This window comes from Acidimicrobiales bacterium (assembly GCA_035512495.1).
Lineage (GTDB): Bacteria > Actinomycetota > Acidimicrobiia > Acidimicrobiales > CADCSY01 > DATKDW01.
Genome location: DATKDW010000052.1, coordinates 25,361 through 39,219, shown reverse-complemented (window position 1 = coordinate 39,219; position 13,859 = coordinate 25,361). Strand labels below are relative to the sequence as shown.

At 71.1% G+C, this 13,859-nt stretch carries 14 protein-coding genes and 5 tRNA genes; 7 read left to right on the top strand and 12 right to left on the bottom strand.

Annotated elements, in window-relative coordinates:
• Positions 1-105 precede the first annotated feature (105 nt).
• The 3 genes from VMN58_07240 (at position 106) to VMN58_07230 (ending at position 2,216) form a co-directional block, all read left to right on the top strand.
• Positions 106-441, top strand: coding sequence for a hypothetical protein (locus tag VMN58_07240; GenBank protein HUF32985.1), 336 nt, complete (start codon positions 106-108; stop codon positions 439-441).
• A 301-nt stretch (positions 442-742) separates the two neighbouring features.
• Positions 743-925: a helix-turn-helix domain-containing protein gene (locus tag VMN58_07235; GenBank protein ID HUF32984.1), complete on the top strand. Its 183-nt coding sequence runs from the start codon at positions 743-745 to the stop codon at positions 923-925.
• Between the two features lie 58 nt (positions 926-983).
• The gene (locus VMN58_07230) at positions 984-2,216 is read left to right on the top strand and encodes an AAA family ATPase (GenBank protein ID HUF32983.1); all 1,233 of its coding nucleotides are present in this window, start codon (positions 984-986) and stop codon (positions 2,214-2,216) included.
• 11 nt (positions 2,217-2,227) lie between these two features.
• On the opposite strand, the gene VMN58_07225 is transcribed toward VMN58_07230, so the two are convergent.
• From VMN58_07225 to VMN58_07205, 5 genes are all read right to left on the bottom strand, one after another.
• Complete coding sequence (locus VMN58_07225; GenBank protein ID HUF32982.1) at positions 2,228-2,470, bottom strand: YgiT-type zinc finger protein; 243 nt, start codon at positions 2,468-2,470, stop codon at positions 2,228-2,230.
• Complete coding sequence (locus VMN58_07220) at positions 2,470-2,784, bottom strand: DUF4258 domain-containing protein (protein ID HUF32981.1); 315 nt, start codon at positions 2,782-2,784, stop codon at positions 2,470-2,472. Before VMN58_07220 ends, VMN58_07225 begins: the two co-directional genes overlap by 1 nt.
• A complete protein-coding gene (locus tag VMN58_07215; protein HUF32980.1) occupies positions 2,777-4,450 on the bottom strand; it encodes an HNH endonuclease in 1,674 nt (557 codons plus the stop codon). Before VMN58_07215 ends, VMN58_07220 begins: the two co-directional genes overlap by 8 nt.
• Positions 4,451-4,688: 238 nt before the next feature.
• Positions 4,689-4,760, bottom strand: a tRNA-Lys gene (locus VMN58_07210).
• A gap of 63 nt (positions 4,761-4,823) precedes the next feature.
• A tRNA-His gene (locus tag VMN58_07205) sits at positions 4,824-4,900 on the bottom strand.
• Between the two features lie 152 nt (positions 4,901-5,052).
• On the opposite strand from VMN58_07205, the gene VMN58_07200 reads away from it, so the two are divergent.
• Positions 5,053-5,126, top strand: a tRNA-Arg gene (locus VMN58_07200).
• A gap of 1 nt (position 5,127) precedes the next feature.
• On the opposite strand, the gene VMN58_07195 is transcribed toward VMN58_07200, so the two are convergent.
• From VMN58_07195 to VMN58_07165, 7 genes are all read right to left on the bottom strand, one after another.
• Positions 5,128-6,291, bottom strand: a complete 1,164-nt coding sequence (locus VMN58_07195; protein HUF32979.1) for a homogentisate 1,2-dioxygenase — start codon at positions 6,289-6,291, stop codon at positions 5,128-5,130.
• Position 6,292: 1 nt separating this feature from the next.
• Positions 6,293-7,534, bottom strand: a complete 1,242-nt coding sequence (gene fahA / locus VMN58_07190; protein ID HUF32978.1) for a fumarylacetoacetase — start codon at positions 7,532-7,534, stop codon at positions 6,293-6,295.
• 4 nt (positions 7,535-7,538) lie between these two features.
• Positions 7,539-8,663 (bottom strand): 4-hydroxyphenylpyruvate dioxygenase, encoded by a 1,125-nt coding sequence (gene hppD, locus VMN58_07185; protein HUF32977.1) that lies wholly within the window; start codon positions 8,661-8,663, stop codon positions 7,539-7,541.
• Positions 8,663-9,547, bottom strand: coding sequence for a phenylalanine 4-monooxygenase (locus tag VMN58_07180; protein HUF32976.1), 885 nt, complete (start codon positions 9,545-9,547; stop codon positions 8,663-8,665). The genes hppD and VMN58_07180 overlap by 1 nt, the downstream gene beginning before the upstream one ends.
• A 129-nt stretch (positions 9,548-9,676) precedes the next feature.
• On the bottom strand, positions 9,677-10,156 hold the full coding sequence (locus VMN58_07175) for a hypothetical protein (protein ID HUF32975.1): 480 nt from the start codon (positions 10,154-10,156) through the stop codon (positions 9,677-9,679).
• 14 nt (positions 10,157-10,170) lie between these two features.
• A tRNA-Gly gene (locus tag VMN58_07170) sits at positions 10,171-10,244 on the bottom strand.
• A gap of 42 nt (positions 10,245-10,286) precedes the next feature.
• Positions 10,287-10,359: transfer RNA gene (locus VMN58_07165), tRNA-Pro, on the bottom strand.
• A gap of 117 nt (positions 10,360-10,476) precedes the next feature.
• Between VMN58_07165 and tig the strand changes: the two genes are divergently transcribed.
• The 3 genes from tig to clpX are packed head-to-tail and all read left to right on the top strand — an operon-like array spanning position 10,477 to position 13,850.
• Entirely contained in the window at positions 10,477-11,868 is a 1,392-nt protein-coding gene (tig, locus tag VMN58_07160; protein HUF32974.1) for a trigger factor, read from the top strand.
• Positions 11,865-12,542 (top strand): ATP-dependent Clp protease proteolytic subunit, encoded by a 678-nt coding sequence (locus tag VMN58_07155; protein HUF32973.1) that lies wholly within the window; start codon positions 11,865-11,867, stop codon positions 12,540-12,542. The genes tig and VMN58_07155 overlap by 4 nt, the downstream gene beginning before the upstream one ends.
• A 27-nt stretch (positions 12,543-12,569) precedes the next feature.
• Positions 12,570-13,850, top strand: a complete 1,281-nt coding sequence (gene clpX / locus VMN58_07150) for an ATP-dependent Clp protease ATP-binding subunit ClpX (GenBank protein ID HUF32972.1) — start codon at positions 12,570-12,572, stop codon at positions 13,848-13,850.
• Positions 13,851-13,859: the final 9 nt, after the last annotated feature.

Here is a 13,859-nt window from a genome sequence, read left to right as displayed (position 1 = left end):
CCCGCGACGCCGCACCGACGTGCCTTCGATACTCGGCGCGGCCCACCTCTTCCGATCAGCCATTCGCGAGCGTCTCAGGGTGTGGCAGAACTACGTTCAGACTTCATGGCCGAGAAAGAGCGTGCCCCTGACGCTTCGAGCGAGAAGGCGAAGCGGCGCGAGGCGCGTGCGATTGTCGGGGCCTACCACCAGGAACAGCTCCGGGTGTTGCTCGAGCACGTTCGCGAGGGCTTCGACCTGCTTGATGCGGGCGAGATCGACGAGTTCGAGCTCGACGATCTGATCCACCGCTACAAGCGGGCTGCGGGGCAGCTCTGGACCTTCTGTGGATCGAGCGGCGGCCAGTGGCTGCAGGCCGCGACCGCGCTTGCACACATGCGCGACCGAGGCGAGGAGCGCGATTGGTGGGCCGAGAGCGCTGGTCGCAGAGACGACACCTGACAGCTGCCTTTGAGGTCGTCATGCTTGACGAGGAAGCGCTGCTTGCTGCGGCTGGAGCAGTGGGGCCTGCCCTGATCGACGCCCGACCCGACGGCGCTGTGGCCGCTCCGAGCCCGATGACGCCTCGGATGGATTCTCACTTCTGGCGCGAGATTTTGGTCCGCTGAACGGCCTAGTGGACTGGAGGGTCTCTCAGGATCACCTGGTGCCCCTCAACCGCCTGAGGTCGTCGAGGAGCCGGCCGTGCAGCGCTCCTTCCATCTGACGGCGCCCCGCGCCCCTCTGTGTTCGGAGGATCCTGATGGACGAGCGGCTCACGCTCACCGTCGACGAAGCCGCACGGCTTCTCGGCATCTCCCGTGCCTTCGCCTATGACCTCGTGCGGCGGGGCGAGATCCCGTCGATCCGGCTCGGTCGGCGCCTCATCATCCCTCGGCGCTGCCTGGACGACCTGCTCCGGGCAGAGCGCTCGGACACGGCATGAGCGCCCTCCAGCTCGACGCGCGGTCGGCGCCGCTGCGACGGGACCTTGGGCCCGTGGCATGGTTCGTGCTCGAGGAGCTCTTGCTCGGCCAGCGCGAACAGGATGGCGATGCGGTCGTCGTGCGCGCCAGCGTGAGGAGCCTCGGTGCGGCCGTGTCTCTGAACAAGGACACGGTTGCGAGGGCGCTCAACGCCCTCACCGGCGCTGGGCGACCTCCGGGTACCGGGTCATCGGCTGTGCCCTGGCCGCCCGTGCGGCCGCCGAGCTGCAGCGAAGCTCCGGCATCGAATCGTCGACCATCGACCGGCTGCTGCGCGCCGTGGAGCGCGACGGCGGCCGACTGCCCGGCGACGTGCTCGTCATCGACGAGGCCGGCATGGTCGGTACTCGCCACCTCGCCCGGCTCCTCGACCTCGCAGCCGAGAGTCGGGCCAAGGTCGTCCTGGTCGGCGATCACCGCCAGCTGCCGGAGATCAACGCCGGCGGGGCCTTCGCCGCCCTCGGAGCGGAGCTCGGCTCGGTGACGCTCCGTCAGAACCGCCGGCAGGCCGAGGCCTGGGAGCAGACCGCCCTCGCCGCCCTCCGCGATGGGAACCCGAACCAGGCCGTCGACGCCTACCTCGCCGCCGGACGGGTTCGAGTCGCCGACAACAGCGACGACGTCTACGACGCGATGGTCGCTGACTGGGCGACCGCCCGAGGCGCCGGGGAGGACGTGCTCATGCTCGCCGGCCGTCGGTCCCAGGTGGATGCCCTCAACCGCCGGGCACGCCACCAGCTCGTGGAGGCCGGCCTGCTCACCGGGAAGGAGGTCCAGGTGGCCGGCCGAGCCTTCGCCGTGGGCGACAGCGTCATCGCCGGCCGCAACGACTACCGCATGGGCCTCCTCAACGGCACCCGGGCCACCGTCACCGCCGTCGATCCCAAGCGCAAGGCGTTGATCGTCCAGACCTGCGAAGGCCGGACGGTCGAGGTGCGACACCGCTACCTCGCCGCCGGGCACCTCGCCCACGGCTACGCCACCACGGTCCACAAGGCACAGGGCGCCACGGTGGACGTCGGCCTGCTCCTCGTCGACGACCTGTCCTACCGCGAGGCGGCCTACACCGGCCTCTCCCGCGGCCGCATGGCGAACCGCGTCTACGTCGTCAGCGACGACGCCGACGCCATCGAGGCCCACGGCGTCGGGCACCAGCCGCCGGACGGGCTCGTGACCCTTCGGGACGCGGTCGCCCGCTCGGCCGCCCAGGAGATGGCCAGCAGGAGCCGAGGGATGGGCATCGGCCGGTGAGGAAGAGGCCTCTATGCCGCCGGGAGATCGCTCGCCGTGTAGTGCCGAGTCGCTACCTCGACATCGCCCGCGAGCATGTCCCTCAGGAGAGCGTCGAGCTGCTTTGCGACGTCCCAAGCGAGCCATCGCTCTGCGCACGCAGGGCACTCCTCCATCGGCACGCCGAGCACCACAGCGACCCTGCCGTCGCGTTCCGCGAGCTTTGCCCGCTTCACGGGCCGACGCTCGCCTTGATCACAGCGTTCGCATCGCATCAGCGCCTCCTACGGTAGTCCCCGGACCACCGTTGCGGGTCCGGTTCGTAGACGGTGACGATCCGCTCCTCTGCCCGGTCGTCGTCGACGACGACGACGAGGTGGAGCGGCCGCGTCCACTCGATGGCAAGCACCAGCTCCTTCGCGGCTCCGGAGGCCCCTGGAAGTTCGACCGCTTCGATGATCTCGGCCGACTCGATGGCGGTCTCGAACTCGGCCAAGGTGCAGTCGAGGAGGCGCAGCTTGTCGAAGGCGTGTTCGCTGATGAGCTTGCGATGTCGCCACACCTTCGGTCGCGGGAGCGGGTCAGCCATTCGCATCCATCCTGGTCGGTGCAAGCGGGAGGTGGACGACTCTTCCGAGGTGCTCGGCTGCCTTCCGGTCGGCGGACAGGCGACGCTTGCCGTAGTGCTTGACGAGGACCTGTGGACCGTGGCCCTGCCGTTGCGCGACGGCACTCACGCTGAAGCCGGCGTCGAGCAGCTCGCTCGAGGTGAACTTGCGCAGCGCGAGCACCGAACCGTCGAACCGGCTCGTCGTTCCGGCCGGCGCCCACGCCTCGCGGCGCTCGGCGGCAGCGACCGCCATCGCCGCCCACCGCTCGCTGCGACCGAGCGAGCGCCCGATCTCGGCGAACGACATCCCGCCCTTCGGCGTCGGCCCGGTCCGCCCGGAGGGACGCGGGCGGCGAGCCTCCCGATGCAGGCGCAGTGCTTCGTCCTCGGCTGCGATCGTCTCGGGGCGCTTCGCTTCGATGCCGAGGTGGCTCTTGAGCACGGCCACCCGCCTGGTCACGTAGTCGGGTGACATGGGCGTCGACGAGTCGACGGCCACGCTGAACAGGTAAGGATCCTCGGCGATCGGGACACCTGCTGCCTCGGCCAGCTCGTACCGCTGCTGGAGGATGCGCCGGAGCATCGCAACCGTGTCGTCGTCGAGGGCGACGTCGCGCTCGGTGCGCGTCTTCGTCGGCTTGACCCGCTTGCCGGAGACGGCGGTCGTCACCCGGAGGCACCCCTCGTCCAGTCGGAGCACCGACTCGCGCACGCCGACCAGCTCTCCGCGGCGCATCCCGGTCGTCGCCCCGAGCACGAGCACCTCGGCGACCTCGGGGACGACCTCGAACGCTGTGCCCAAGAGCAGGGCGACCTCCTCCACCTCCGGCGGCGTGATCTCACGAGCGACATGGGTGCTCGTCGGCAGCTCGAAGCCGCTCATGGGGTTCCTCGCCGTCATGCCCTGGTGGATCGCCCAGCGGAAGAGCGGGGCGTAGAGGCTGCGGGCCTGGTTCATCCGGGACCGGCTCAACCCGGCACGGCGCATCTCGCCGAAGCGGGCGTCGAACATCGGCCGGGTGAGGTCGCGGACGGGCCGGCGGCCGAGGGCCGGCGCGAACCACCGGCGGTGGAGCTTCCAGTAGTCGTCGACCGTCTTGGGCTCCCGGCCGCGCTCGTCGAGGAGGTGCTCGTAGAGGAAGCGCTTCACGGCGGCGTCGAGGTCGACCCGATGTGCCTCGGCGCGGGTCGTCCCGTCGGCCGCCCGCACCTCGGTGACGACGCGGGCTTGCTCGGCGCGCGCTGCCTGCTCCGTGTCGGCGTGGACGACCCGGTACAGGCGGTCGGTCGTCCCGTCGGCATGGGTGCCGGTGACCGTGAGCTTCCACCTGCCCGGGCCCAACCGGCGGAGCGACCCCATGCCCTTGCGGGCACGGGGCTTGGGCGCCTCATCGGCCGCATCAGGGCCGTCGAGCTTCAGGTGGTCGAGCCGCACGCAGGCCGGCTCCTCGTCGCACGCCAGCACCCGAGCGCCGGCCGGTACCGGCCCGTGGGCAAGCTCCCACGCCACCCGGTGGGCGGTGACCTGGCGGCCGTCGACCTTCAGCCGGCCCGTTCCCCGGGCAGGGTTGGTGGCGCCGAGCCAGCGGTGGTGCTCGCCCGACCGGTCGACCTGTGCCTCGAAGCGCGCTCCTAGCGATGCCATGGCGTCCTCCTGTGCCGCTCGCCTGCCGACCTGGCAGGCGGGGATGAGAAGGACGACTCGATGGATCGCGGGGCCGTCGACCGCAGAGACCACGGTAGCGCCGAGGTGCATCGCGCAGGTGTATCGGGAGGTGTATCGGGAGGTGTATCGCGCCCGGATACGCGCCAGGCGCGCATCCGATGCACCGCGGACGGCCGCCCGGACCAGCACAAGCCCTGGTCAGAGCAGTGTCGGTGAGTGCGCCCCCTGGGATTCGAACCCAGAACCTGCGGATTAAGAGTCCGTTGCTCTGCCATTGAGCTAGAGGCGCAAGGGTGCCGGAGCGTAGCGGGCGCCCCCCGGTGCGACGACCGGGGGACGTTCCCACTCCGACTGGGGTGACCGAGGGGACTCGAACCCCCGACCTCCGCGACCACAACGCGGCGCTCTAACCACCTGAGCTACGGCCACCAGGACCCGTCAAGGATGGCACAGGGCGGCGAGGGTGCTGCCATCGGTACCGAGCGTGTGGATCAGGCGGCCGCACGCGAGCGCGGAGAGGGGCTGTGGCATCCTCTGACCTGGCCACCGGGCGCCTCCTGGGCGATTCCCGCGGTCGGCGTGCTCCCGTAGCTCAGATGGATAGAGCGGCTGCCTTCTAAGCAGCGGGTCGGAGGTTCGAGTCCTCCCGGGGGCGCTCAGCCCCTCGCCCACGTCCAGGGGTAGTCGGGGTCCTCGACGCTGCGACCGGCCGCGCCGAGGTGCAGCGGCCGGAACGTGTCGATCATCACCGCCACCTCCTCGGTGTGGGTCTGGTCCGCGGCCCGCTCCACGCTGCCCGGCTGCGGGCCGTGGACGAACCCGCCGGGGTGGAGCGAGATCGAGCCCACGCCGATCCCCGCCCCGGCCCGGCTCATGAAGTCGCCGTCGGAGTAGAAGATCACCTCGTCGCTGTCGACGTTCGAGTGGTGGTAGGGCACCTTGACCGCGTCCGGGTGGAAGTCGTACGGGCGGGGGACGAACGAGCACACGACGAACCCGGGCCCCTCGAAGGTCTGGTGGACGTGGGGCGGTTGGTGGATCCGGCCGACGATCGGCTCGAAGTCGTGGATCGACAGCGCCCACGGGTAGAGGCAACCGTCCCAGCCCACCACGTCGAACGGTGACGAGGGGAGGGTGTAGCGGGTTCGTCCACCCCGGTGGCGCACGAGCACGTCGACCTCGCCGTCGGGCGGCGCCACGAGCGGCCCGTCCGGGCTGCGGAGGTCGCGCTCGCAGTACGGGGCGGTCTCGAGGAGCTGCCCGCGGGTCGACAGGTACCGGGCGGGCGGGCGCACGTGTCCGGCCGCCTCGGCCACCAGGAGGTCGAGGTGGCCGCCGTCTGGGACGACCCAGCGGTGGGTGGTCCCGGTGGGCACCACGACGTAGTCGCCCGGGCCCACGGCCAGCGTGCCGAAGACCGACTCGAGGCTGCCCGACCCGGCCTGCACGAAGAGCAGCTCGTCGCCGGCGGCGTTGCGGTAGAGGGGGCTGGTGGCGTCGGCCGCAACCCATGCCAGCCGGACCTGCTCGTTGCCCGCGAGCAGGTGCCGCCCGGTCACGGCATCACCACCGGCTCGCAGCTCGGACGTGCGCAGGTGGCGGGGGAGCAGGGGTTGGTTGGGGGTCAGGCCGTCGTCGGGTGGGGTGACCTCCTCGGCGGCGAGGACGGCCGACGGCGAGCGCAGGTGGTACAGGATCGATGACTCCCCGGAGAAGCCCTCCTCGCCCATCACCTCCTCGAACAGGAGGCCTCCGTCGGGCCCGGGGGAGCGGACGTGGCGCTTCGCCGGGACCTCGCCGGTACGGCGGTAGTGGGGCACGTCAGACCTCCGTGGGATGGGGGCGGGCGGGCACAACCGTGCCTCGCACCTCGCCCAGGTCGATCCGGGGCCGGTCGTCGCCTCCCGCCCAGCCTCGCAGCACCACCGTGTCGCCGTCCTCGAGGAAGCCACGAGTGGAGCCGTCGGGCAGCTCGATCGGCCGCTCTCCTCGATGGGACAGCTCGATGAGGCTCCCCTCGGTGCCGGGGGCCGGACCCGACACCGTGCCCGAGGCGTAGAGGTCGCCCGTGCGGGTGCGGGCGCCGTTGACGGTGGCGTGGGTCAGCAGCTGGGGGATGGTCCAGTACAGGTCGGCGAAGCCGGTGCGGCTCACCACCACCGGCTCCTCGCCGGCATCGGCCATGGTGGCGGTCTGGAGGAGCACCTCGAGGGTGAGGTCGTAGGCCCAGTCGCCGCTGGTCGCCAGGTACGCGAGCGGCTCGGGCTCCTGCACCGGTGCGGGCACCCGGAAGGGCTCGAGCGCCTCGAGCGAGACCAGCCACGGTGACACCGAGGTGGCGAACGACTTGCCCAGGAAGGGACCGAGGGGCTGGTACTCGAAGGCCTGGATGTCGCGGGCGCTCCAGTCGTTGACCAGCACGATCCCGGCCACGTGCTCGGCCACCGCTCCGGTGGGGATCGGGCGACCGGGCTCGTTGCCGGCCCCGACCACGAAGCCGACCTCGAGCTCGAGGTCGAGTGCCCGGGTGGCCACCAGCTCGGGTGGACCCTCACCGGTGACGACCTGGCCGCGGGGGCGCACGACCGGTGTGCCCGACGGGACCACCGTGGCGGCGCGCCCGTGGTAGCCGACCGGTAGGTGGCGCCAGTTGGGCAGGAGGGGATCGCCCCCGGGGCGGAAGAGGCGGCCGAGGTTGGTGGCGTGGTGGAGCGACGCGTAGAAGTCGACGTAGTCGCCCACCTCCACGGGGAGGAGCATCTCGACGTCCGCCCGCGGGTGCAGCGCTACGTCGATCGCGGTGTCGTCCGGTCCGGCCAGCAGGTCGCGGAGCGCGCCCCGCACCGCGCGCCATGCCATCGGGCCGAGGGCGAGGAACCCGTTGAGGGAGGCTGCAGCGAACGTCGCGGGCTCCACCGGCAGCGGCACCGAGGCGAGGTCGACCACCCGGTCGCCGAGGGCGCTCACGCAGCGGACCTCGCCACCCGGGAGGCGGGCGACGCCGAGCGGGAGGTGCTCGATCGGGAACCCGGTGCCGGTGGCGGCGTCGGCCCAGCGGCTCACGGTGTCACAGGTGGCCCCGGCGGGCCTGCTCCCGCTCGATCGCCTCGAAGAGGGCCTTGAAGTTCCCCTCCCCGAACCCGCTTGCACCACCCCGCTGGATGACCTCGATGAAGACGGTGGGCCGGTCGGTGACCATCTCGGTGAAGATCTGCAGGAGCCAGCCGTCGGGTTCCTCGTCGACGAGGATCCCGAGCCGCTCGATGTCGTCCCACGGCAGGTCGAGGTGGCCGAGGCGGGCACGGGCGTCGTCGTAGTAGCTGGCCGGTGCCTCGAGGAAGCGCAGTCCCCGGCGCCGCAGGGAGGCGACCGCGGCCACGATGTCGTCGGTGGCCATCGCGATGTGCTGCACGCCCGGCCCGTGGTACGCCTCGAGGTACTCGGCGATCTGGCTCTTGCGCTTGCCGTCCGCCGGCTCGTTGAGCGGGAGCTTGATCTCGGTCCCGTCCCAGACCACCGTCGACATGAGGGCCGAGAACTCGGTGGAGATCTGGTCAGCGCTGAAGCTCCGGAACTCCTCGAAGCCCAGCACCGACCGGTAGAACTCGACCCAGTGGTCGAGGCGGCCCTTCTCGATGTTGCCGACGACGTGGTCGATGCCCTCGATCCCGACCGGGTCGCCGGCGGGCTCGGGGGGCAGGCCCTCGGTGGTGTACCCCGGCCGGTGGATCCCCCGGTAGGCCGAGGTGTCGACGAAGGTGTGCTGCGTCTCGCCGTAGGTGCCGATGGTGGCGAGGCGCACGACCCCGTCGCCATCCTCGACGCTCGACGGCGGCCGCACCGGAGTCGCCCCGCGGGCGATCGCCGAGGCGAAGGTGGCGTCGACGTCGCTGACCTGGAAGGCGACGTCGCGCACGCCGTCGCCGTGGCGCCGCACGTGGTCGACCACGGGGGAGTCTTCGTCGAGGCCGGCGGTGACGACGAGGCGGACCCGTCCCTGTGCGAGCACGTACGACGCGGTGTCGTCGCGTCCGGTCTCGGGCCCGGCGTAGGCGATCACCCGAAACCCGAAGGCGGCGCAGAGCCAACCCGAGAAGGCCCGGGCGTTGCCCACCCAGAGCTCGAGCGAGTCCCATCCCCGCAGGAGCTCCCGGGGGGCGACCTTGCCAGCGGTGGTGTCGATGGTGGTCATCAGGAGGCCTCCTGGAGGAGCCGTCGGCAGGTGTCGTCGTCGTAGTCGGCCATGACGGCGCCGATCGCGTCGACGACCTCGTCGGTGGAGCGGGCGGCGAAGAGCACCGGCTGGTACCGGGTGATGTCGTAGGGGAGGGTCCCCATGGCCGCCACGTCGAGCGGGCGCAGGTCGGCCTCCGCGAAGTTCGCGCACTCGCCCGACGACGACAGGATCCCGGCCCCGTAGGCCCTGGGCTCGCCGTCCTCCCACACGACCCCGAACTCGAAGCTGAACCAGAAGACCCGCGACAGGAACCGGAGCGCCTCGTCGGTGGTGACCCGTCGGACGGCGTCGCCGACCAGGCGGTAGAGCTCGGCAAAGGGTCGGTGCGCCAGCTGGTTTGCGTGGCCGATGACCTCGTGGATGATGTCGGGCTCGGGCGTGTAGAGCGGCACGGAGTGGTGGCGGACGTACTGGGTCGAGAAGAACGACGAGTCGGCGAAGGCCCCGTAGAACCCCCGGAGCGGGGCGAGTCCGGCAACGGGCAGGTAGCGGAAGCCGCAGACCGGGCCCAGGCGCTCGGTCACCTCGTCGAGCTGGGGGACGTGGTCCTCGGGGAGGCCCAGCTCCTCCTTGGCGTCGAGGAACGCCCGGCAGGCGTGGCGCTGGTGGAGCGGTCCGAGGTCGCGGCTGACCAGGCGCCAGACCTCGTGCTCGACGTCGGTGTACTCGGCCTGGGGCACGGGATCGCCCGGCTGCCAGTCGATCGAGAGCGAGGCCAGCTCGCTGCGCCGAGCCCGGTAGGCGGGGTCGGAGACACCCGGGTGGTCGTCACCCAGGTCGACCTCGACGGCGCCGCCCAGGGAGCGGCGGACGGGGGAGTACAGCGATCCAGCGGCCATGGGGCACCTCGTGCCTGTGTTCGTGTACCCCCATCATGGGTGACCGATGCCGGATCGTCCAGCGTCTCGGTGGCCCTACGGGCAGATCGTCTGCCGATGACGTGGAGAGGTGCGCGAGGTGCTCTGTGCTCAGCCCGCCGCCGGGCGTCGCCGGGCGAGGCGGTGGAGGCCCAGGGCGCCCAGCGCCAGGGCGGCGGGGAGGAGCGGGGAGGTCACGCCACCGGTGTCGGCGAGGTCGCCGTCGGGCCGGACCGTGCCCGCGCCCCCGGTGCCGAGCCCGGAACCGCCCCCGGAGGGGCTCCGGGCCGAGTCGTCGCCCGGCGTCGTCGGCGCTGCGGTGCCGTCGGTGCCGTCGGGGGTGGTGGTGCCGTCGGTGCCGTCGGTGCCGTCGGGGGTGGTGGTGCTGTCGGGGGTGGTGGTGCTGTCCGGGGTGGTGGTCGTGGTGGTCGTCGTGGTGGTGGTCGTGGTGGTGGTCGTGGTCGTCGCCGGCGCGGCGCCGTCGTCACCGAGGTCGCCCGGCTGGAGGACGGCCAGGGTGATCCCGGCGAGGAGCACCACGAGGATCGCAGCGGCGAGTGCGGGGGGCATGCGACGTTGCAGCGCGATCACCTCGGGTCATCGTCTGGAGCGGGTGACGGGAGTCGAACCCGCGCCGCCAGCTTGGAAGGCTGGAGCTCTACCATTGAGCTACACCCGCAACTGATACCACGCTACCGCGCCCAAGTCGCGGACCCCTGGGTCGGGTAGGTGGGACTTGAACCCACGACCTCCACGTCCCAAACGTGGTGCGCTACCAACTGCGCTACTACCCGGGGCGCCCAGGCTAGGCGCGCATCCTCGGCCGGACGGTGCCGCGGGCATCACCCGCGCAGCCCTCGGGTGACTGCCCGGACGAGGAGCGGCAAAGGGGCCGGTACACTTCCCCGCTTGTGAAGACCAGCGTCGAGAACCTCGAAGACAACAAGGTCAAGCTCAGCGTCGAGGTGGACGAGGCCGAGTTCGACAAGGCCCTCGACGCCGCGTTCAAGCGGATCGCCCGGGAGGTGAACATCCCCGGCTTCCGTCCGGGGAAGGCCCCCCGCCGCATCCTGGAGGCCCGCATCGGCCCGGAGGCGGCCCGCCAGGAGGCGCTCCGCGAGGCGCTGCCCACGTACTACGCCCAGGCCGTCTCCGAGACCGACACCGACGTGATCGCCCCACCCGAGATCGACATCACCGCCGGCGAGGAGTCCGGCGCCGTCGCCTTCGACGCGGTCGTCGAGGTCCGCCCCCGCATCGACGTCCCCGGCTACGCCAGCCTGCGGGTCGAGGTGCCGAGCCCCGTGGCCACCGACGAGGAGGTCGAGGGCCACCTCGAGCGCATGCGGGCCCAGTCGGGCGAGCTGAGCAGCGTCGACCGCCCGGCCGTCGACGGCGACCACGCCAAGATCGACATCGGCGGCTCGATCGACGGCGAGGCCGTTGAGGGCCTCACCGCCGACGACTACCTCTACGAGCTCGGCTCGGAGGCCGTCGTCGTCGAGCTCGACGAGCACCTCCGGGGAGCCAAGGTCGGCGACATCCTCACCTTCGACGCCGAGCACCCCGACCCGGACGAGGACTCGACGCTGACGTTCCGCGTGCTGGTCAAGGACGTGCAGGAGCGCGTGCTCCCGGACCTTGACGACGCCTGGGCTGCAGAGGCCTCCGAGCTCGAGACGCTCGAGGAGCTCCGGACCGACATCCGCACCCGCCTGAGCGGCATGAAGCGGGTGCAGGCCCAGATGGCGCTGCGCCAGGGCGTGATCGACGCCCTCGTCCAGCTCGTCGACGAGGACCCCCCAGAGGCGCTCGTCGAGAGCGAGGTCGAGCGGCGCGCCCAGGACCTCGTCGCCCGGCTCCAGGCCCAGGGCGCCACCGTGGCGCAGTACCTCGAGGCCAGCGGCCAGGGCGCTGAGGAGCTCACCGCCGAGCTGCGCTCGCAGGCCATCGGATCGGCCAAGGCCGACCTCGCCCTGCGCGCCGTGATCGACGCCGAGGGCATCGAGGCCGACGACGACGAGCTCGAGGAGGAGATCGGCCGCCTGGCCGAGCGCCTGGAGATGAAGCCGGCTCAGGTGCGGTCCCAGCTCGAGCGCGGCGAACAGGTGCAGGCGGTACGCTCGGACATCAAGAAGACGAAGGCGCTGGAGTGGCTCGCGGAGCACGCCGAGGTCGTCGACGAGCAGGGCGCACCGGTCGACCGGGCAGCGCTGGAGCCGCCCGCCGACGCCCCCGACGCCGCAGCCGGCGGCGACGACGACGACCCCACTGGCGAGACCGCCGAGGAGCAGACCGGATGACCGACCCCACCCGCAACCTCGAGGTCCTCGCCGGCGGTCGCCAGCGGCTCGAGGCGTTCAACTACCTCGTGCCCACCGTGGTCGAGCAGACGAACCGGGGGGAGCGAGCGTTCGACCTCTACAGCCGGTTGCTCAAGGAGAACATCGTCTTCCTGGGCACCCCGATCGACGACACGATCGCCAACCTGATGGTCGCCCAGCTGCTGCACCTCGAGTCGGAGAACCCCGACAAGGACGTCAACATCTACATCAACAGCCCGGGCGGCGACATCACCGCGCTGTTCGCGATCTACGACACGATGCAGTTCGTCAAGCCCGACATCTCGACGATCTGCTTCGGCCAGGCCGCATCGGCCGCGGCAGTGCTGCTCGCCGCCGGCACCAAGGGCAAGCGCCTCGCCCTGCCGCGTGCCCGGGTGCTGCTCCACCAGCCGTACGGCCAGGCCATGGGCCAGGCCGTCGACATCGAGCTGGCGGCCAAGGAGATCGAGCGCATGCGCACCATGCTCGAAGAGCTCCTCGCCGACCACACCGGCCAGGACGTCGCCCGGATCCATCGGGACACGGACCGCGATTTCATCCTGTCCGCCACCGAGGCGCTCGACTACGGCATCATCGACGAGGTCGTGAGCTTCCGCGTGCCGGCACCTGCCGACGCGGCCGCCACGGCCTGAGCACCAGACGACGAGGGCGGGGGACACATGGCACGGATCGGCGAGGGTGGGGGCGACCTGCTGAAGTGCTCGTTCTGCGGGAAGTCCCAGAAGCAGGTCAAGAAGCTGATCGCGGGCCCCGGGGTCTACATCTGCGACGAGTGCATCGACCTCTGCAACGAGATCATCGAGGAGGAGCTCTCCGAGACGGCCGAGCTCCACTTCGAGGAGCTGCCCAAGCCCCGTGAGATCCACGAGTTCCTCGACGACTACATCGTCGGGCAGAACCACGCCAAGCAGATCCTGTCGGTCGCGGTCTACAACCACTACAAGCGCGTCCAGTACGGCGCCACGTCCCACGATGCCGACGTCGAGCTGGCCAAGTCCAACATCCTCCTGCTCGGCCCCACCGGCTGCGGCAAGACGTTGCTGGCCCAGACGCTGGCCCGCATGCTCAACGTGCCCTTCGCCATCGCCGACGCCACGGCCCTCACCGAGGCCGGCTACGTGGGCGAGGACGTCGAGAACATCCTCCTCAAGCTGATCCAGGCCGCCGACTACGACGTCAAGAAGGCCGAGACCGGGATCATCTACATCGACGAGATCGACAAGATCGCCCGCAAGAGCGAGAACCCGTCGATCACCCGCGACGTCTCGGGCGAGGGCGTGCAGCAGGCGCTGCTCAAGATCCTGGAGGGCACCACCGCCTCGGTCCCGCCCCAGGGGGGGCGCAAGCACCCCCACCAGGAGTTCATCCAGATCGACACCACCAACATCCTCTTCATCTGCGGCGGCGCCTTCGCCGGGATCGAGAAGATCATCGAGAGCCGCGTCGGCACCAAGGGCGTCGGCTTCGGTGCCGACATCCGCCGGGCCGACGAGAAGCAGCTCGGTCAGCTCCTGACCAAGGTGCTGCCCGAGGACCTCCTCAGCTTCGGCCTGATCCCCGAGTTCATCGGCCGCCTGCCGGTGATCGGCGCGGTGTCCAACCTCGACATCGAAGCCCTGGTCTCGATCCTGGTGGAGCCGAAGAACGCCCTGGTCAAGCAGTACCGGCGGATCTTCGAGTTCGAGGACGTCGAGCTCGAGCTCACCGACGACGCCCTCCAGGCCGTCGCCGAGCAGGCGCTGCTCCGGGGCACCGGTGCCCGCGGCCTGCGCGCCATCCTCGAGGAGGTGCTGCTCGACGTCATGTACGACATCCCGAGCCGCACCGACATCGGCAAGTGCGTCATCGACCGCGAGGTCGTCGAGACCAAGGTCAACCCCACCCTCGTGCCGCGCTCGGACACCTCCCGCTCCCAGCGTCCCCGCCGCGCTGCGTCCTGACCGCTGGCC